Annotated in this window: 15 protein-coding genes; all 15 read left to right on the top strand. The window is 69.8% G+C overall.

The genetic code is table 11. The annotated features are described in order from the left end of the window. Nucleotides 1–690: 690 nt before the first annotated feature. The 15 genes from ACFYPC_RS27725 to ACFYPC_RS27655 all read left to right on the top strand — a co-directional run bounded on the left by ACFYPC_RS27725 (nt 691) and on the right by ACFYPC_RS27655 (nt 19,310). A complete protein-coding gene (locus ACFYPC_RS27725; protein WP_388681454.1) occupies nt 691–1,722 on the top strand; it encodes a hypothetical protein in 1,032 nt (343 codons plus the stop codon). 85 nt (nt 1,723–1,807) lie between these two features. Further along, nucleotides 1,808–3,079, top strand: coding sequence for an FAD-dependent monooxygenase (locus ACFYPC_RS27720; RefSeq protein ID WP_388681451.1), 1,272 nt, complete (start codon nt 1,808–1,810; stop codon nt 3,077–3,079). Nucleotides 3,080–3,156: 77 nt separating this feature from the next. After that, on the top strand, nt 3,157–4,554 hold the full coding sequence (locus tag ACFYPC_RS27715; RefSeq protein WP_388681449.1) for an MFS transporter: 1,398 nt from the start codon (nt 3,157–3,159) through the stop codon (nt 4,552–4,554). A gap of 40 nt (nt 4,555–4,594) precedes the next feature. Next, nucleotides 4,595–5,443 carry an FAD binding domain-containing protein gene (locus tag ACFYPC_RS27710; protein ID WP_388681447.1) on the top strand — a complete coding sequence of 283 codons (849 nt, stop codon included), beginning with the start codon at nt 4,595–4,597 and terminating at the stop codon, nt 5,441–5,443. Beyond that, nucleotides 5,440–7,794 carry a xanthine dehydrogenase family protein molybdopterin-binding subunit gene (locus tag ACFYPC_RS27705; protein WP_388681445.1) on the top strand — a complete coding sequence of 785 codons (2,355 nt, stop codon included), beginning with the start codon at nt 5,440–5,442 and terminating at the stop codon, nt 7,792–7,794. The genes ACFYPC_RS27710 and ACFYPC_RS27705 overlap by 4 nt, the downstream gene beginning before the upstream one ends. Continuing rightward, a complete protein-coding gene (locus tag ACFYPC_RS27700; protein WP_388681442.1) occupies nt 7,791–8,324 on the top strand; it encodes a (2Fe-2S)-binding protein in 534 nt (177 codons plus the stop codon). Before ACFYPC_RS27705 ends, ACFYPC_RS27700 begins: the two co-directional genes overlap by 4 nt. 3 nt (nt 8,325–8,327) lie before the next feature. Beyond that, nucleotides 8,328–9,026, top strand: a complete 699-nt coding sequence (locus ACFYPC_RS27695; protein WP_388681440.1) for an SRPBCC family protein — start codon at nt 8,328–8,330, stop codon at nt 9,024–9,026. Next, the gene (locus tag ACFYPC_RS27690) at nt 9,023–9,685 is read left to right on the top strand and encodes an isochorismatase family protein (RefSeq protein WP_388681439.1); all 663 of its coding nucleotides are present in this window, start codon (nt 9,023–9,025) and stop codon (nt 9,683–9,685) included. The genes ACFYPC_RS27695 and ACFYPC_RS27690 overlap by 4 nt, the downstream gene beginning before the upstream one ends. Further along, entirely contained in the window at nt 9,682–10,560 is an 879-nt protein-coding gene (locus ACFYPC_RS27685; protein WP_388681437.1) for an alpha/beta fold hydrolase, read from the top strand. Before ACFYPC_RS27690 ends, ACFYPC_RS27685 begins: the two co-directional genes overlap by 4 nt. 77 nt (nt 10,561–10,637) lie before the next feature. Beyond that, nucleotides 10,638–11,120: a MarR family winged helix-turn-helix transcriptional regulator gene (locus ACFYPC_RS27680; protein ID WP_385729731.1), complete on the top strand. Its 483-nt coding sequence runs from the start codon at nt 10,638–10,640 to the stop codon at nt 11,118–11,120. 70 nt (nt 11,121–11,190) lie between these two features. After that, nucleotides 11,191–11,961 carry an Asp/Glu racemase gene (locus ACFYPC_RS27675; protein ID WP_388681434.1) on the top strand — a complete coding sequence of 257 codons (771 nt, stop codon included), beginning with the start codon at nt 11,191–11,193 and terminating at the stop codon, nt 11,959–11,961. Nucleotides 11,962–11,965: 4 nt separating this feature from the next. Next, entirely contained in the window at nt 11,966–13,219 is a 1,254-nt protein-coding gene (locus ACFYPC_RS27670; RefSeq protein WP_388681432.1) for an XdhC family protein, read from the top strand. 664 nt (nt 13,220–13,883) lie between these two features. Next, nucleotides 13,884–15,404 (top strand): purine-cytosine permease family protein, encoded by a 1,521-nt coding sequence (locus ACFYPC_RS27665; RefSeq protein WP_388681429.1) that lies wholly within the window; start codon nt 13,884–13,886, stop codon nt 15,402–15,404. Further along, nucleotides 15,401–18,049: a hypothetical protein gene (locus tag ACFYPC_RS27660; protein ID WP_388681428.1), complete on the top strand. Its 2,649-nt coding sequence runs from the start codon at nt 15,401–15,403 to the stop codon at nt 18,047–18,049. Before ACFYPC_RS27665 ends, ACFYPC_RS27660 begins: the two co-directional genes overlap by 4 nt. 337 nt (nt 18,050–18,386) lie before the next feature. Next, entirely contained in the window at nt 18,387–19,310 is a 924-nt protein-coding gene (locus ACFYPC_RS27655) for a peptidase (protein WP_388681426.1), read from the top strand. Nucleotides 19,311–19,330: the final 20 nt, after the last annotated feature.

Raw genomic sequence — 19,330 nt, 5'->3', positions numbered from 1 at the left:
TGCGGTGCGCGAAGGTTCACGTGAGCCAAGACGGGCGTACCGGCGCGATGCAGCCGGGCGTGCCATCCGGCGTGTGGTGAGCCTGGACTCGCCCTACGGCACCCCTCTACGGGCAGGCTGCCGTGCAGAGGCAACACGCGTCGACGAAGACTCGTACGGCTTCGCGGTGGTCTCCTGTGCGCCAGATGACGGCGAGTTCGCTGGGAGAGAGCCCCGCCTCGGCTTGCTCAGTGACTCTTCCCTGAGCTCGGCGGACGCGGACCTGAGCCTTGAGCGGTCCACGCGGCACGCGTCGCGCAGGTGCGCGGCCAGACGCTGCCGGCGCACAGGAGGCAACCGCGGAACATTTCTCCACCACGCACCACCGGCCTGAAGGCCGATGAGCGCGCCGGAGCCCAGGTCAGCGCCGCGTGCGACCGGCTCGCGCGCCCCTCCGTGGCACCGCACATCCGTGTTAACTCGGATCGCAGCCCCTTGCCAAGCGGGATAGTACGTGTTCGGATTATCTCTGTCGGGCGGCCCCCCACCGTCCCGAATCCGTTGCTCGACGCCTGTACGGCGGGGTGGGTCCGCCCTGCCTCCGCTCCCTCATCCCTCCCGGTATCGACGCGTCCCGAGTGTGGCCGCAGTGTGCCCGCGTTGATGCGGAGACCGTGTCCGGTACCCACGAGCGAGTCCTTGGAGGAACCCGTGTTCGATCTTTCGTCTGTCGATCTGCTCGATGCGTTCATCCGTGAGCTGCGGCTGTGCAAGGTGCGCAGCGGCGAGCATGTCGTCGTGCTCTCCGAGCCCGGCAGTCGCGGTGACTACGTGGAGGCCGCGTTCGGCGCGGCCAAGGCGTGCGGCGCGCATGTCATCGCCGCGACCGTGCCCGGCGGCAGCCCCGCTCCGATGCCGAGCACCCACACCGGGGCCGGTCCGGGCCTGGTGTCCGTCCTGAACGACACCGCCGCGCAGGACCTGCTGAAGTCCGCGGACCTGGTCGTCGACCTGACTCGCGAGGGCTTCATCCACGCGCCGGTCCAGCAGGAGATCCTGCGCGCGGGCACCCGCATCATCTTCGTCTGTGACGCCCCGGACGTGCTCATCCGCAACCTTCCCAAGGAGGGCGACAAGGCCGAGGTCCAGGAGGGTGTCGACCTGCTGAAGCGGTCCTCCGTCATGCGGGTCACCTCCGACGCCGGCACCGACCTCACGGTTCAACTCGCGGGCGCCAAGCCGGAGTTCCAGTGCGGTTTCGCCGACGATCCGGGCCGCTGGGACCACTGGCCGAGCACCATGGTGCTGTGCTGGCCGGAGATCTCCGACGGACAGATCGTGCTGGCGGAGGGCGACATCCTGCTGCCCTTCAAGGAGTACGTCCGCGACCGGGTCACGCTGGAGATCGTCGGCGGACACATCGAGAAGGTGTCGGGCGGCGCCGAGGCCACACTGCTGTCGACGTTCTTCGAGGACGCACAGGACCAGTGGGCGCGCAGCCTGTCCCACATGGGCTGGGGTCTGATGCGCACGGCTGACTGGTTCGCCACGGCGATGTACGGCAAGGACGACCTGATGGGCATGGACGCCCGCGCCTTCGCCGGCAACTTCCTGTGGTCGACCGGCCCCCACCCGGTGCTGGGCCGCGAGTCGTACGCCCACCTCGACATCGCCATGCGCGGATGCACCGTCTCGGTCGACGGCACCGAGGTCGTCACCGACGGGAAGCTCACCGACCGCTGAGGTCGCAGAGCGCTCAGCTCACTGAACCCTGAGCTCACCGCATCGCGCACGAACCACCCGTACACGCCCATGCGTTGGAGGAAGAGTGGCGTCCAGCCAGTCGTACGAAGTCACCGTCGTCGGGGGAGGTCTCGGCGGGCTGACCGCAGCCCTGGCGCTGCGGCAGCGCGGCCTGCGCGTCACCGTCCTGGAGCAGGCATCGCAGCTCGGCGAGGTCGGCGCGGGCATCCAGACCGCACCGAACGCCAGCCGGATCCTGATGGGCCTCGGGCTGCGCCGGCAGATGGAGGCCATCCACACGGAGCCGCTCGACCAGGTGCGGCGCCGCTGGAAGGACGGCAGCATCGTCGCTCTGACCTCACTGGGGCAGCGCTGCAAGGACGAGTTCAACGCCCCCTACTGGCACTACCATCGGGCCGACCTGCACCGCATCCTGCTGGACGCGTGCCTGGACCCCTCGGGTCCTGGCCCCGTCGTGGAGGTGCACACCGGGAGCAAGGTCGTCGAGTTGGACCGCACGGTCCCGGAACGCCCGGTCGCGGTCACTGAGGACGGCCGGCGCTACCCCTGTGACGCGCTCATCGGCGCCGACGGAGTCCGCTCCCAGGTACGCGACCTGATGGGCGCGCCCGACACCCTGCTGTTCTCCGGCGAGATGGCCTACCGGGCGCTGATCCCCGGTGACCTGATCGCCGCCGACCCGGCGACGCGGTGGCTCGTGGACCGCTACCAGAGCACCATCTGGTACGGGCCCGACCGGCACCTCGTGCACTACATGATCCGCGGCGGCGAGTACCTCAACGTCGTGGCGTGCGTGCCGTGCACGGACGAGGTGCGCGACAAGTGGGCCGCCCCCGCTACGGCACAGGATCTCGTCGACGCCTTCCCCGGCTGGGACGACCGCGTGCCGGCGATGCTGTCCAAGGCGAAGGAGGACGTCTCCGTCTTCGCCCTCTACCACCGGCGGCGCGATCCGGTGTGGATGGACGGCCGTGTCGCCCTCCTCGGCGACGCCTGCCACGCGATGCTGCCCTACCAGGCGCAGGGTGCCTCGCAGGCCATGGAGGACGCCGCCGTCCTCGCCGAGGAACTCGGCGCTGTCACGGCCGAGGGCATCGAAGGGGCGCTGCGCCGCTATGTCGACCGGCGCGCCAAGCACGCCGGGATGGTCCAGGACGCCTCGCTGGAGAACAAGACCTTCTACCACTTCCCCGACGGTCCCGAACAGCAGGCCAGGGACGAGAGCCTCAGGCGCGGATTCGACGGTGAATCCGACCTCTCCTACGACTGGCTGTGGAGCGGCACTCCGCTCAACGACCCCGATCTCGGCGCGTTCTCCTACCGCTTCGCGCGCTGAAGCCACCCGCCTCGCCCTTGGTTCCCGGCACCCGCAACCGCCGTACTCCGTCCCCGACGCGACCCCGTGGAGCGAACGTGAAGACAGGCGATCAGATAGTTCAGGACCTCCCCTGGAAATGGCCGGTCCAGGGAAAGATCTTCATCATCGGTGGCCTCGGTTACCTTTTCGACGCGTACGACATCGCGCTGAACGGGTTCCTCATGCCGCTGTTGGGCGCGCACTTCGACCTCTCGCTCGGCGGGCGGGGTCTCGTCGCCACCGCCAACCTCGTCGGCATGGCTGTGGGTGCCGTCGCCTGGGGTTCGGTCGCGGACCGGATCGGGCGCAAGCAGGCCTTCAGTGTGACGCTGCTGATCTTCGCCCTGTTCTCGGTGCTCGGCGCGCTGGCACCGACGTATCCCGTCTTCCTCGCGCTGCGCTTCCTCGCCGGTGTGGGCCTCGGCGGCTGCATTCCCGTCGACTACGCGCTGGTGGGCGAGTTCTCCCCGCGCAGGTACCGGGGCCGGGTGCTGACCGCGCTCGACCTGTGGTGGCCGATCGGGGTGACGCTGTGCGGGTTCGTGTCGACGGCCATGCTCTCCCTCGACGGGAACTGGCGGTGGATGCTCGCGACGATGGTGCTGCCCGCGTTGCTGTTGTTCTGGGTGCGCCGCGGCATCCCGGAGTCGCCGATCTATCTGACCAACAAGGGCCGGGAGGCCGAGGCCAGGCAGGTCATCGACGACCTCGTCGCCCGCACCGGCGCACCGGTCGAGCCGTACGTCATCCCCGAACCCGTCGCCGAGACCGGCGTGCGCGGAGTCGCCGCCGCGGCCGAACAACTGCGCCGGGTCTGGAAGTTCAGCCCGCGCATCACCTCGGCGGCCTGGCTGCTGTTCGCCACGATCATGCTCGTCTACTACGCGGCGCTCAGCTGGATGCCGTCCATTCTCAAGGAGGAGGGCCTCGGGGACACGGCCGCCTTCATGAGCACCACCCTGATGAGCGGTGTCGGCATCGTCGGTGTGGTGGTCTCCACCGCGCTCGTCGACGTCGTCGGCCGCAAGTGGCTCATCGGTGTCTCGGCGCCGGTCGGGGCGCTGGCGCTGGTGGTGTTCGCGCTGGTGATGAAGATGCCGACGGGGTCGGTCGTCGCGATCGCCGTGTTCGGCTTCCTGATGCAGCTCACCATCCCCGCCCTGTACGCGTACGTCTCCGAGCTGTACCCCACTGCGCTGCGGGCCAGCGGCTTCGGCTGGGCCTCGTCGGTCAGCCGGGCCCTCACCGGCTTCGCGCCGCTGCTGTTCGGCTCGGTGATGTGGCCGGTGCTGGGGCTTCCGGTGACGTTCGCGGTGCTGGCCCTCGCCGTGCTGGTGGCCGTCGGATGGATGGCGGTCGCGGCTCCGGAGACGAAGGGCCGGGCGCTGGACGGCGAGGACGAGCAACTCCCGGTGCCCGCGCCCCGGGTGGTGGCCGAACAGACGGCTCTCTGAGCGCCCCGGCCCACCGCACACAACGTACGACAGGAGGACCATGAAGCCCGCCCCCTTCCGGTATCACCGGGCGCCCGACGTCGACGGAGCCGTTCGGCTGCTGGCCGAGCTCGGCGACGACGCAAAGATCATCGCCGGCGGGCAGAGCCTTGTCGCGATGATGAACTTCAGGCTGGCCCGCCCGCGGCATCTCGTCGACATCGGCGGCATGCGGGAGCTCGACCGCTTGCACCGCGACGTCGACGGCGGTCTGCGCATCGGGGCGCTCACCACCCACCACACGGTGGAGAGCGACCCGGCGGGGATGCTCGGGGCGGGCTTCGAGGTCCTGCGGGATGCCATGAGCTGGATCGGGCATCTGCCGATCCGCACCCGCGGCACGGTCGGCGGCAGCATCGCGCATGCCGACGCCACCGCCGAGTGGTGCCTGCTCGCGATGGTCCTCGACGCCGAGTTGGTGGCGCGCGGCCCACGCGGCGAGCGCAGGATCCCGGCCGCGGACTTCTTCCTCGGCTACTACACGACGGCTCTCGACCCGGACGAGCTCCTCGTCGAGATCGTCTTCCCGCGTCCCGCCCCGCATGCGGCCCTGACCGAATTCGCCGAGCGGCGAGGTGACTTCGCGATCGTGGCGGCCGCCGTGGATCTCGACGTCGACGAAGGAGCGGTGCGCGGCGGCCGGGTGGCGCTCGGCGGAGTGGCGGCCGCGGTGGTGCGGGTGCCCGAGGCGGAGGCTGTGCTCGCCGGCGGCGGCTCCTTCGAGGACTGCGCTTCCGCAGCCGCGGCGGCTGTCGAGCCCCCCGCCGACGCGTCCGCCAGTACGGACTACCGCAAAGAACTCGTCCGGACACTGGTCCGGCGCGCCTGTGAGGAGGCGATGGCCCGATGAGCCGGAAGAAGCTGGTGGGTACGTCGGTCGCGCGCCGTGAGGATCCGCGGCTGCTGTCGGGGCGCGGCCGGTTCGTCGACGACATCGCACTGCCCGGCATGCTGCACGCCCAGTTCGTACGCAGCACGGTCGCCCACGGTGAGATCGCCTCCGTCGACCTCTCGGCGGTACGCCAGGTCCCGGGCGTCGTGGCCGCGTTCACGGCGGACGACCTGGAGCTGGGCGACATCACCGCCCAACTCGGCCGCCCCCTCTCGGAGTTCGTCCCTACCGCGATGCCTGTCCTCGCCCGCGACAAGGTCCGCTACGTGGGCGAGCCCCTGGCCATCGTCGTGGCCCGGGACGCCTACGCCGCCGAGGACGGACTGGAGGCGGCCCGCGTCACCTACACGACGCTGCCGCCGGTCACCTCCGAGGAGGCGGCGCTCGCGCCCGACGCCCCGCTCGTGCACGCCGAAGCCGCCGACAACACCCTCGTCGACGTCTCCCTCTTCGCGACGGACGGCATCGACGAGATCTTCGCGTCCGCGCCCTGCGTCGTCCACGTCGAGACCAGGACCGGCCGGCAGAACGCGCTGCCGCTGGAGACCCGCGGCGCCGTGGCGCACTGGGACGACCGCGAGGAACAGCTCGTCCTGCACACCTGCACCCAAATCCCGCACCAGGTAAGGACGGTGGCCTCCCGCAGCCTGCGCCTGGACGAGCGCGCGGTGCGGGTCGTGGTGCCCGACATGGGCGGCGGGTTCGGCCAGAAGTGCGTCGTCGGGCGCGAGGAGATCGCGGCCGCCGCCGCCGCACTGAGACTGCGCCGCCCGGTGAAGTGGATCGAGGACCGCAAGGACGCCCTGTCCGCGTCCTTCCTCGCCCGCGAACAGCACTACCAGGTGCGCGCCGCCTTCGACACGGACGGCAGGATCCTCGGCCTCGACGCGGACGTGGTCTGCGACATGGGCGCCTACTCCTGCTACCCGTTCACCGCCGGCATCGAGCCGCTGATGGCGTCCGCCGAGATGCCCGGCGTCTACAAAGTGCCCGCCTACCGGGTGCGCGGCCGGGCCGTCACCACCAACAAGGCACCCACCGGGCCCTACCGGGGAGTGAGCCGACCGCAGTACGTGATGGTCGTGGAGCGCCTCTTCGAACGCGCCGCGCGCGAACTCGGCCTGGACGCGGTCGAGATCCGCCGCCGCAACGTCATCACCGACTTCCCCTACACAGGCGTCAACAACATCACCTACGACCCCGGCTCCTATCTGGAGTCACTGAACCTCTGCGAGCAACTCGTCAAGGACGAGGGCTGGTACGGGAGACAGGACGCGGCCAGGGCCGAGGGACGGCACATCGGCATCGGCTACTCGTGCTTCAGCGAGCGCACCGGGTACGGCTCCGCCGCCTTCGCTCAGCGCAAGATGCAGGTGGTGCCCGGATTCGACATCTCCGAGGTACGGATGGACACCAGCGGCGCGGTCACCTTCACCACCGGAACCATGAACCACGGCCAGAGCCACGAGACGACGATGGCGCAGATCGTCGCCGACGAACTCCGCCTCGACATCGCCAAGGTGAGGATCCACCAGGGCGACACCGACCGCATCACCTACGGCTTCGGCACCTTCGCCAGCCGCTCCATCACCATCGGCGGCAGCGCCGTACGCCTCGCCGCGGCCAAGCTCGGCGACAAACTGCGCGCCATCGCGGCGGCCCGCTGGGACATCGACCCCGACGACGTGGAGCTGACAGACGGTGCGGCCCGTCGCCGGGACGAACCCTCCGACGCCCTCACCTACGAGCAGATCGCCGACATCGCCTACCTCCGGGCGCACCTGCTGCCCAAGGACATCGAACCGGGCCTGACGGCAGCCGCCACCTTCGACGTCTTCAACGACGGCACCTTCTCCAACGCCACCCACGGAGTCGTCGTCGAACTGCACGAAGGCACCGGACAGGTGGAGATCCTGCGGTACGTCTGCGTGGAGGACTGCGGCGTCGCCATCAATCCCCAGGTCGTCGAGGGACAGTGCCGCGGCGGCATCGCGCAGGGCATCGCGGGCGCGCTGTTCGAGCAGGTGACCTACGACGACCAGGGCGAACCGTCGGCGACGAGCTTCATGGACTACAAGGTGCCCACCGCCCACGAGATCCCCGACGTACTGATCCACCACCTGGAGACGCCCTCCGCCTTCACCGAGACCGGCGCGAAGGGCGCCGGCGAGGGCGGCACCATCGGGGCCCCGGCTGCCGTCCTCAACGCAGTCAACGACGCCCTGCGCGCCACCGGCGTCGAACTCGACAACACACCCATCACCCCGGAGACCGTGCATCGCGCCCTGCACCTGGAGGCCACCTCATGACCGAGGAAACAGCCCTGAGCGAGCGGGAGTTGCAGCTCCTCGTTCTCGACGTCAACGGCGAGCAGCACGAGGTGATCACCGAGCCACGGCGCACCCTGGTCGACGTGCTCCGCCACGAACTGCTGCTGACCGGCACGCATGTCGGCTGCGAGCACGGCATCTGCGGCGCCTGCACCGTGCTGGTCGACGACCGGCCCGTACGCGCCTGCCTGATGTTCGCCGCTCAGGCCGAGGGCGCCCGGATCCGTACGGTCGAGTCCCTGTCGCGAGGCGACGAACTCAGCGATCTGCAGCGGGCGTTCAGCGAGCACCACGGACTGCAGTGCGGGTTCTGCACGCCCGGCTTCCTGATGCTCGCCGAGGGGTTCCTCGCCGAGCGGCCGGAGGCGACCAAGGACGAGATCCGAGAGGTCGTCGCCGCCAACCTGTGCCGGTGCACCGGCTACCAGACCATCGTCGAGGCGATCGACGGGTGCGCGAAGGACCGGCGCCGGGCCTGCGCGAACCTCTGTGACAGCAAGGAGAAATGACGTATGCAGCTGACGAACACGGTCCCGGTCAAGGCCTCGCCCGACGAGGTCTTCGCCCTGATGAACGACGTCGAACGGGTCGCCTCCTGCATGCCGGGCGCCGCGCTCGACGGGCAGGACGGCGACGTCTGGAACGGCAGGGTGAAAATCAAGGTCGGACCGATCAGCGCCGCGTACGCGGGCACGGTCCGGTTCCTGGAGGTCGACGCCGAGCGACGGCGGCTGCGGGTCCACGCCCGCGGTGCCGACACCCACGGCAGCGGCGACGCGGAGGCCGAGGTCGCACTCGATGTGGTGGCGGCGCCCGAGGGCGCGCTGCTCCAGCTCTCCACGGACCTGGTGATCCGGGGCAAGATCGCCCAGTTCGGCAAGGGCGCGATCGCCGCCGTATCGGACCGGATCCTGCAGCAGTTCGCGCAGAATCTCGGCAGCCTGCTGGACGCGGACCGCGCCGGGGGAGCGGCAGCCTCCCCACGCGTGGGTGCCGACTCCCCGCGCCTGGGTGCCACCTCCGCCCCCGCCGCGCAGCCCGCCCTCGCGCAGGACTCCGAACTCGACGGCCTGGCCCTGCTGGTCGGTCCCGCGGCAGCCAAGTACGGCCTGGTCGCCGGGGCGTTCGCGTTCGGCCTCTTCGAGGGCTGGCTGCTGGGCCGGCTCACCGCCCAGGCACGGGAACTGCGGGCCCTGCGGAGGTCGTCGTGAGCACCGCGCGGTACGGCCAGGAGACCGAACAGACCTACGCGCGCGCCGGATTCGGCGCCCCCGTGCGTCGTGGCAGCCGGCCCGCGATCGTCGTGGTCGACCTCACGCGCGGCTTCACCGAAAAGGCGTTCCCGTCGGGCGCGGACCTGACCGACGTCGTCGGCGCCACGAGTGAGTTGATCGAGGCGGCACGTCCGGCGGGGATACCGGTCGTCTTCACCGCGATCGCCTACACGCCGGCCGAGGCGGCAGGTGACGCCGTCACCTGGCTCCACAAGGCGCCGGGCATGCGGTCCCTCGTCGAAGGCAGCGAGGAGGTCAGGGTCGATCCCCGGCTCCCGCGCGAGCCTGAGGACCACCTGATCGTGAAGAAGGGCGCCTCTGCCTTCTTCGGCACCTCGCTGGCTGCCCTGCTGACCGGCCTCGGCTGCGACACGGTGCTCGTGTGCGGGGCGACGACGAGTGGCTGCGTACGGGCGACGGCCGTGGACGCCGTGCAGTCCGGGTTCTCGGTGCTGGTCCCGAGCGAGTGCGTCGGCGACCGCGCGCCCGGCCCCCACGAGGCGAACCTCTTCGACATCCAGGCCAAGTACGGCGATGTGATCGCCCTCAAGGACGCCGTCGCCTATCTCGACGGCCTGCCGAGGAGCTCCCCGTGACCCCACCGCCCAAGGACCCCACGACTTCCGCCCCGCTCGCCCGTTGCCTGTCGCAGGCCGCGCTCGCCGATCTGGCCGACGTACCCGCCACGAGTCGCTGGGTGCGCTCGGGCGGCACGCGCCTGCACGTCCTGGACTACGGCGGCCCCGGCGTCCCGCTCGTCGTGCTCCCCGGCATCACCAGCCCGGCGATCACGATGGACTTCGTGGCGCGTGAACTGACCGACCTGGTGAGGCCGTTGGTCGTCGACATACGCGGACGAGGGCTGTCCGACGCGGGAGGTTCGTACAGTCTCGAGGAGTACGCCGAGGACACCGAGGCCGTCATCACGGGGCTCGGACTCGACCGGCCCCTGCTCTTCGGACACTCGATGGGCGCGCGCATCGCGGCCGTGACCGCCGTTCGGGGCAAGGTCGCGGTGCGCGGCACGGTGCTGGGGGACCCGCCGATGAGCGGACCGGGGCGCGGGCCCTACCCCACCACGCTGGACGCCTTCCTGGACCAGCTCGCCCAGGCGGTGCGTGGCACGGACGCCGACGAGGTGGCACAGGCGTGGCCGCGCTGGCCGCGCGCGGAACAGGCACTGCGGGCGCGCTGGCTGGCCGGCTGCGATCAGGACGCCATCGTGGCCACGCATCGCGGCTTCGAGGCCGAGGACTTCTTCCAGTGGTGGCCCTCGGTACCGGGCCCGACGGCGCTGCTGTACGGATCGGACAGCCCCGTCGTCACCGCCGAGGGCGCGCAGGAGGCGGCCCGGCTGCACCCCTCGGCCGTGTTCCGCGAGATCCCGGACGCCGGCCACATGCTGTTCTGGGACAACCCTCCTGCCGCACTCGCCGCGCTGCGGGAGGCACTGCGCCCGATGCTGACCTGACAGCCGCCCCTGTTCCCGTTTCCGGACCGCCTCGATCCGGGTGCCGCACCGATCAAAGGCCGTGCTTAAGTGGCCTTATGGCTGACGAAACCGCTACCTCGACCTCCACTCCGCCCCGGCCTCCCGTCGCGCTGACGGCCGCGCCCGGCTACCAGGTCCGGCGCCTCTACCAGGCCTACCTGGCGATCTGGATCCGCGCGGTGGACCCGACGCTCACGGGCCCGCAGTTCGCGGTGCTGCAGACCGTGGAGTCGGCGCCTGGCCACGATCAGCGGTCGCTGGCATCGGCGGTGGCCCTGGACACGTCGACGATGGCGGACGTCGCCCGACGGCTGGAGAACCGGGGCCTGATCGTACGCAAGACGGCCGCCGCCGACGGCCGCCGCAAGCTGCTCTATCTGACCGAGGAGGGTGAGCAGACCCTCCGCGGCGCGAACACCCGTGCGCGGCAGCTCGACCAACGACTCCTGGAGCCGTTCGGAGCCGAGCGGCGCGAAGAAATCATGCACCTGCTCACCTCCCTCGCCGACCACTGGGAGGGACTGACCGAGAACTCGTAACCCGCCCGCTGCGGGCACGCCACGGGTTCTGGGTCGCCACCGTACGGACACCAGACATCCGGAGGATGCCATGACCGACCACCACATCGGCCTGATCGTGCCCAGCTCGAACCTGACCATGGAGACGGAACTCCCGCGCATGCTGCGGGACCGCGAGTCCGTGATTCCCGAGGACCGGTTCGTCTTCCACAGCAGCCGGATGCGCATGCAGCACGTCACGCCCGAGCAACTGCGCGCCATGAACGCGCAGACCGGGCGCGCGGCCCTGGAGCTCGCCGATGCCCGCCCCGACGTGGTGGCCACGGCCTGTCTGGTGGCGATCATGGCGCAGGGACCGGGGTTCCACTGCACCGCGGAGGACGAGATCACCGCCGTACTCCGCGAGCAGGGCGCACAGGCGCCGGTGGTGTCCAGCGCCGGCGCCCTGCTCGACGGCATCAAAACCCTCGGGGCGCGGCGGGTCGCGATCATCACTCCGTACATGAAGCCGTTGACCCGCGTTGTCGCCGACTACATCGAGGACGCGGGCACAGAGGTGGTGGACGCGCTGAGCCTGGAGGTGCCGGACAACCTGGCAGTGGCTCGCCTCGACCCCGCCGACCTGCGCGATCACTGGCGGCGCCTGGACCTCTCCCGGGCCGACGCCCTCGTCCTGTCCGCATGCGTGCAGATGCCGTCGCTTGCCTCGATCCAGCCGGTGGAGGACGCGGCGGGCCTACCGGTGCTCTCCGCGGCCACCGCCACGGCGTACCGCATCCTGGCCGAACTGGGGCTGCCCACTCTCGTGCCCGGCGCCGGCAGCCTGTTGAGCGGCCGGGTCCCCAGCTCCGCCACGGCCTGAACCCATGAAGAACATCCTGGAGACCCTCGACGGCTGGTGCGCGGCAGGTACCCGGTTTGCTGTCGCAAGCGTTGTCGCCACCTGGTCCTCGTCCCCGAAGCAGCCGGGCGCGGCGATGGCCGTGTCCGAGAGCGGGGAGGTAGCGGGGAGCGTGTCGGGCGGGTGCGTGGAAGCCGCGGTCTACGAGCTGGCGCTTCAGGCACTGGAGTCCGGGGAGGTGGTCACGCAGACGTTCGGCGTCACCGACGACGACGCGTTCGCGGTGGGACTGACATGCGGAGGCACGCTGGAGATCTTCGTACGTCCCGTCTCGGAGGGGCAGTTCGCCCAGTGGTCGGCCCTGGCCGCGGCGCTTCGGGAGGGCCGTGCGGCGGTGACGGCGACGGTGCTGTCCGGCGCCACGGCGGGAGCATGGCTGCTCGTGCAGGACGACGGCAAGGCGACGGGCTCGCTGGGGGAACGTGACCTGGACGCGCAGGCCCTCGCGCGGATGCGACGGCTCAGCCCGTCAGGCGTGGTGGGGGAGTCGTGCTCGGGCGGCGGATGGGCCGCGTCGGCCGATGATCCGAGCGCGCGCCGGCCGGCCAGGTACGGCCGCGCGATGACCGCGGACGGTGCCGGGATCCGGGAGCGCTCAGCAACGGGCTTTCTGGACAACGGAGTTACCGGGGAGACGCTGCCGGACGGCCCCCGTCTCTTCGTCGAATCCTTCACGGAGCCGCCGCGCCTGCTGATCTTCGGCGCGATCGACTACGCCGGAGCCCTGGCACGCCTCGGAACTTTTCTGGGCTATCGGGTCACGGTGTGCGACGCGCGGCCCGTCTTCGCCACGGCGGCCCGCTTTCCGGATGCACACGAGGTGGTGGTCGACTGGCCGCATCGGTGGCTGAGCGGTGCGAGGGTCGATGCGCGCACTGTCATCTGCGTCCTCACGCACGACCCGAAGTTCGACATCCCCCTCCTGGAGGTCGCGCTGCACACGGACGCCGGTTACGTCGGGGCCATGGGCAGCAGGCGCACACACGAGGACCGGCTGCGGCGGCTGCGGGAGGCAGGCGTCGACGAGAGAGCCCTTGCGCGGCTCCGCTCCCCGATAGGGCTCGACCTGGGCGGACGCACCCCGGAGGAGACCGCGGTGTCCATCACGGCGGAGATCATCGCGCTGCGCGAGGGCGGCACAGGACGAAGTCTGACCGAGACCCTCGCCCCGATCCACGCCCTCCGGGCCTCGGCCTCCCTGATCGCCCAGCAGCTGTGAGGCGGCCTCGCGCTGCGCTCGGTGGCCCGGAGAGAGCGCCCGTGGACGTCGGAGGAAATGCGGTAGGCCAACCCTTGACGGAGAGACCCCATCGGGAGATAGTCAGCATCCGGACTAGTTTTCCGGCGTGGCGGATGCGGATGGACCGCGACCTCTGCCATCGCGGGCGACGGCCCCATCCCACTGGCCGACGCACCCCCTTCCACCGTGCCTCGGGACACCCCCTCATGAGGCCTCCCACTGCTCCGTCAAACTCAGCAGGACATGATGAGGATCGGCTCGAGTAGAACGGACATCTCCGATATGCGGCATGGTGGAAAGGCCCCGACACGGTCCGGCCTCGCCCGGCCGGCGGGGGCGTTCGGTGCCATGGCGAGTTCCGTGATCAATGAAGAGTCACGGATCACCCCCGAGCCGACTCCGGAACGAGCGGACGACTCCTCTTTGGAGTTATGAGGGACACGATGCCGAGCCGATGCCTTCGGTGAAGGCGGCCTCGCCCCCGGCCGGTTGACGCATCCGCTGCCCCGCCGTCCGACATGGGACCGCGATCCGGCCGCGGCACATTCCACGAACCCTCCCGCAGGACGAACTGCGGGTCGCCGGGCGACGACGTGCTGTCGCCTGCCCACCTCAGCGGCGCCATCACCGAAGGGAACAGATCATGACCGACATCACGCCACCCCTTGTCTCGCCACCCGTTGTCTCGGCGGTCGAACAGAACGGGGTGAACCCCGTCCCGGACGCGGAACGGCATGGCACGCCAGGCGGCTTGTTCCCCGTCTGGTTCTCCTGGAACGTGTCGATCCTCGGGGTCAGCCTGGGCATCTACGTGTTCGGAGTCGGCCTGAGCGCCTGGCAGGCAATCCTGGCGGGGATCCTGGGCTACGTACTGTCCTCGACGCTGGTGGGAATCCTCGCGGTCGGCGGTCCTCGTACGGGTCTGCCGACCCTCACCCAGACGCGCTCCGCTTTCGGCTTCCACGGCAACAAGTTCCCCACCTTCTTCGCCTACCTGTCCAATGTCGGCTGGAAGGTCACCCTCATCACGCTGGCATCGACCTCGGGTGCCCATCTCCTCGCCCGGCTGTGGCCGGGTCCCTTCGCCGACGGACAGGGTGAGGCGACTGTTCCGGCGATCGTGCTGTGGTACGTCGTGGTGCTCGTCGTGTCCGTGACGGTTGCGGTCTACGGCCATCAGATGATCCTCAAGGTCGAGAAGTGGATCGCCTGGCTCACCGGCGTGATGACGGTGGTGTTCATCGGAATGGTCGTCCCCCACATCCAGTGGGACCGGATCGGCGGAGAGGCGAACGGATCACTGGCCACGTTCGTCGGCGGGGTCATCCTGGCCATGACGATGGTCGGGATCGGATTCCTGCACTACGGCGGCGACTTCGCCCGCTACCTCCCGCGCAGCACCAAGGCGGCCGGCGTGATCGGCTGGACCACCTTCGGCATCGTGCTTCCCGTCGCCGTACTGCTCGTCCTTGGTGTGCTGCTGGCCGCGGGCGACTCCGGTCTCGGCACCGCGGCCGCGAACGATCCCATCGGCGCACTCACGGACCTGCTGCCCCTGTGGTTCTTCATCCCGTTCACGATCGTCATCGTGATCTCGCTGGTCGCCGCGGCGATCACCGGCCTCTACTCCTCGGGACTCGCGCTCCTCGCGCTGGGAGTACCTGTCTCCCGCGCCGGAACCACGGTCATCAACATGGTCATCATCTCCGCCGGCGCCTTCTACCTGCTCTTCCTGTCCGACTCGTTCCTTGCCACCTTCCAGGCCTTCCTGGCACTGATAGCCGTGGTCATGGGCACCATGGGCGGAATCCAGCTGCTCGACTTCATCCGCCAGCGGCGACTGGGCTGGAACGTCGACCTCGCCAAGCGCGCGGGGGAGGGCGGCCGCAGCGGGCGGTGGACGGCGCTGTTGTCCCTCGGCGTCGCAACCGTGATCGGCCTGGGCCTGGTCACCTCGTCCGACCCGAACCTCGCCAAGGTGGTCGGGTTCCTGCTGTCCGACTCGGCGAAGAAGGGCGTCGTCGGCAGCACCAACATGGGTGTCCTGATCGCGATGGTGGTCGGCGCCGGGATGTACGCGTTCCTCACCTTCGTGCTGAAGATCGACCCGAAGGGCACCTACGCACCGCGGCGCGAACCTGAGCTCGCGAGGGTCTCCTCATGACCTTCGAAAGCCCCGATCCGTGGCACGCGCCCGCGACCTACTGGTTCTGGCACCGGATTCCGACGGCCGACGAAATCCGGGAACAGCTGGACACCCTTGCCGCGGCCGGGTTCAAGTCCTTCCAGATCCAGACCCGGCTGTCGTTCCCGATCGAGGACTACCTCGGGCCCGAGTATCTCGCCGCATGCCGGCTCGCCGCCGACGAAGCGGCGAGCAGGGGACTGATGCTGGGCATCTACGACGAGTACAACTGGCTCTCCGGGCACGCGGGCGGACGTACCGTCGACGGACGCGATGAACTGCGCGAACGGCACATGTTCTGCACCACCGGGGAACCCGCCGGAGAGTACGCCGAGTGCGTGGTCGACGAGATCCGCGCCAAGGACGTGGACTACCTGCTGGAGCCCGGAAAGAACTGGGTGTTCTCGGGCGGAGTGATGCGGTGGGACGAATGGGAGATCGTCGCGGCGCTCGCCCATCCGGCAGGCGACATCGATTCCGCCGACTCCATCACGGACGTCACGGAGCACGCTCAGCTCGTCGAATCCGGTGAGTCCGGATGCCGGGTGCGCGTACCCGCCCAGGCACTGGACGGCCAGTCGGCCGTCACCGTCTTCGTCGCCGCCCGGTGCGCGTCGAGCCGCATGATCAACTACCTGCTTCCCGAGGCGGCCCAACGCTTTCTCGAAGTCGGCTACCAGCCCTACGCGGAGGCCTTCGGCGAGCACCTGGGAACGACCGTGAGCTACGTCTTCTTCGACCAGCCGCACGGCTGTTTCTTCGACTGGCGACAGCGCCGTGCCCACGTCGACTCGTCGCTGATGTACGCCCCCACCGTCGTACCCGACGACCGTCGCGTCCTGTTGTCCCTGGCGCGCGAGGTCGGCCCGCTGACGGCGGCCTGGCGATGCGAATTCTTCGAGCGCTACTCGGCCGTCGGGATCGACGCGTTCTTCGGGACGCTGTCGAAGTGGTGCACGGAGCACGGCGTGGCCCTGTCCGGCCATGAGGTGCTCGGTTACGTCTCCTCCTGGAACCCCGCCGCCACGATCATCACCGAAGATCCCCGCACGAACTTCGGCACCGACTACTTCGGCCTGGACCGCTGGCGCGACCTCACGGCCGTCGACGCACGCAACGAACACCCGCAGATCAGCGCCAAGTTCGGCGACTCCGTGGCCCGGTCGAACGGCCGCAGCGGCTGCATGGTCGAGCAGTACTTCGCGCGCACCGAGACCGGATCCCACTTCGCGGCCGGCCGCTGGGAACTCACCCTGGGGCAGTTGCGCGACCAGACGGTCCGTCACCATCTGTTCGGCGCACGGCAGTTGTTGATGCACGCGTTCTGGCTCACCGACGGCCACGAGGGCGACGAGCTCTTCACCAATCCCCGGTTCGACTTCGCACCCGGCGTGAACTTCGAGCCGTGGTTCGCCCACCACCGAGCGTTCGCGGAGGAGTCGGGCAGGCTGTCGGAGTTCCTCGACGGAACCCAGCCGCTCGACGAGATCGCCGTGCTGTATCCCCTCAGGACGAGCTGGGCGGAAGGCCCCAGCCATCCCTACGGTGAGCACACGGCGTTCTGGACCGAGTACCTGGCCCGTGCGGGACACGACTTTCACCTGGTCGACGAACGGGACCTGCGCGCGGGACGGCTCGCGGGCCGTTACCGGACCCTGGTCCTGCCCGGAGTGTCCGTGGTCCAGGACGACAAGACCCTCGACGCGCTCGCGGAGTTCACGGACGGCGGGGGAGCACTGCTGGCATCGGGGCCCGTTCCGCACGCGACCCAGACGCAGGGCACCGACGACCGGGTGAGCCGGCGGATCGGGGAACTGCTCAGCGGACCACGGGCCAGGCACTGGCCGGGCATCCCGTCAGCGGCCTCCGTCGATCCCCACCTGGACCGCTCGCTCACCGGCCACCTGACGATCGACTTCGACGGCGCGGTGTGGTCACGCCGGGCACTCGACGCCGACGGGATCCGGATCGCCCTGTTCAACGACGACGACTGCGAGCGAGCCGTCCACGTCCGGCCTTCTCAACTCCCCGCCCAGGTCACCCGGTGGCGGCCGGAGTCCGGCGTGGTCGAGGCACCGTACGAGATCGACGGCTCACTGCGTCTGAGCCTGGCTCCCGGCGAACTGGCCTGCTGGCACCTGACCCACGGCTCGTACACGGTACCGGCCCCCCTCATCCTGGACCGAGGATGGGTGCTCGCCCTCGACGCCGCCGAGCAGGCGATCGACGTCGACCGAGGCTGGGAAGAACAGGGATGGGCCGAGTACTCGGGTGTCGGTGAGTACCGGAACACCTTCGACATCAGCGTCGCCGACCTCGCCTGGCCCGACTGGGAACTCGTCCTGCCCGTCGTGCACACGAGCGCTGAGGCCGAGATCAACGGACAGACCGTAGGCCGGTGGGGATGGGGCCCCTTCCGCTGCGACGTCGCCTCGTCCGCGCTACGTCCAGGACGCAACGAAATGCGCATCCGCGTAGCGTCCACCGCGGCCAACCACTACTACGCCGGCACCCGCCACCGGGCCGGACCAGCCGATCCAAGTGGACTTGCCGCCGCGCCCCGGCTGCGACCGCGTATGGCCGGGCGCTCTTACCAATCTCAGCGAGGTGCCGGAACCGTCTAGGACGAGTCTCGTTGTGGCGGGGGAGGGCGGCCATCGGTGCACGCCCGTCGATGCCTGGATGACGCCGGGTGAGGAACCAATGCCCGGAGCATCTCCAACGGCAGTGTCACGCCAGGAGATCGCGGCCCACCGCCCTCACACGTGTCCAACTGCGGTGTGTCTACGGCGAGTTCGTCGGTCATCCGGCCCTCCAGACACGCGCAACGCGCCGTCGTTCTCGCCTCGACACTCCCGATCTGCCAACGGGTAGAGGCAACTTGGTACGTACCGTTGATCTCCCGTAGGGCCCGTGCGACAGTGAGCGCGTTTGATCACTTCCCGAACCCGGAGGGTTCCCATGCGCTTACGTCGATTTGCCCTCACCACCCTGGCCGCGGCAGCGAGTCTGTGCGTCGCATTGACGCCCGTCTCGGCCGTCGCGCAGGACCGGCCGGCCGGCACCCCCACCGGGACCGACGCGGCCGTCAACACAAAGTCACGTGCTCAGCTCGACGCCTACTGGACCCCGGAGCGGATCCGCCAGGCCAAGCCGATGCCCGCGCCCGAGGCCGTCTCCGAGGTACGGCCCTCCTCGGGCGCAGCCGACGAGGCTGCCGAAGAGCCCGTGCGCATCCCCGCGACAAGACCCACGGTCAGCTCGGGAGTTGAGGCCCAGGCCAGCGTGTGGGGGACCGTAGGACGCCTCTTCTTCACGATCCCGGGCAAGGGTGACTACATCTGCTCTGGCAACGTTGTCACCAGTAACAACGGTTCCGTGCTGGCCACCGCGCGGCACTGCGGCTTCGGTGAAGGCGGCACCAACTACCGCTTTGCTCCCAACTACAACACGGGCAACGCGCCATACGGCTGGTGGGGCTGGCGCAGCGCGGGCTGGGTCACGGGAGGCGGTCAGGAGAACGACAGCGCCTTCCTCGTCCTGGACACTCCGGGCGGCCGGCGCGTGCAGGACGTAGTGGGCTCCACCGGGCTCGGCTTCAACTGGTCGAGCAACTACGCGCACATCATCGGTCTGCCGGCCGACAAGGACTATGCCGTGTGGTGCGAGGGGCAGGGCTACGCCGGACCCGACGGGCAGCGCCTGATGAACAACTGCAACGGCCTGTCCGGTGGCGCCAGCGGCGGAGCCTGGATCGAGAACTACCAGCCTGACGGCTCGGCGATTCAGACCGGCGCCTACTCCGGCAGCTACGGATCGGCTGCCGCCACGTCGGCGTACGGCAACTCGGCGTACGACGTCTGGAACGGTGCCCAGAACAGCTGACGAGTCAGCCCTCGTAGCGT

It is taken from the genome of Streptomyces sp. NPDC005808 (assembly GCF_042871385.1).
Classification (GTDB): domain Bacteria; phylum Actinomycetota; class Actinomycetes; order Streptomycetales; family Streptomycetaceae; genus Streptomyces.
The sequence above is the reverse complement of the archived record's forward strand: the minus strand, read 5'-3'. Positions and strand labels throughout refer to the sequence as shown.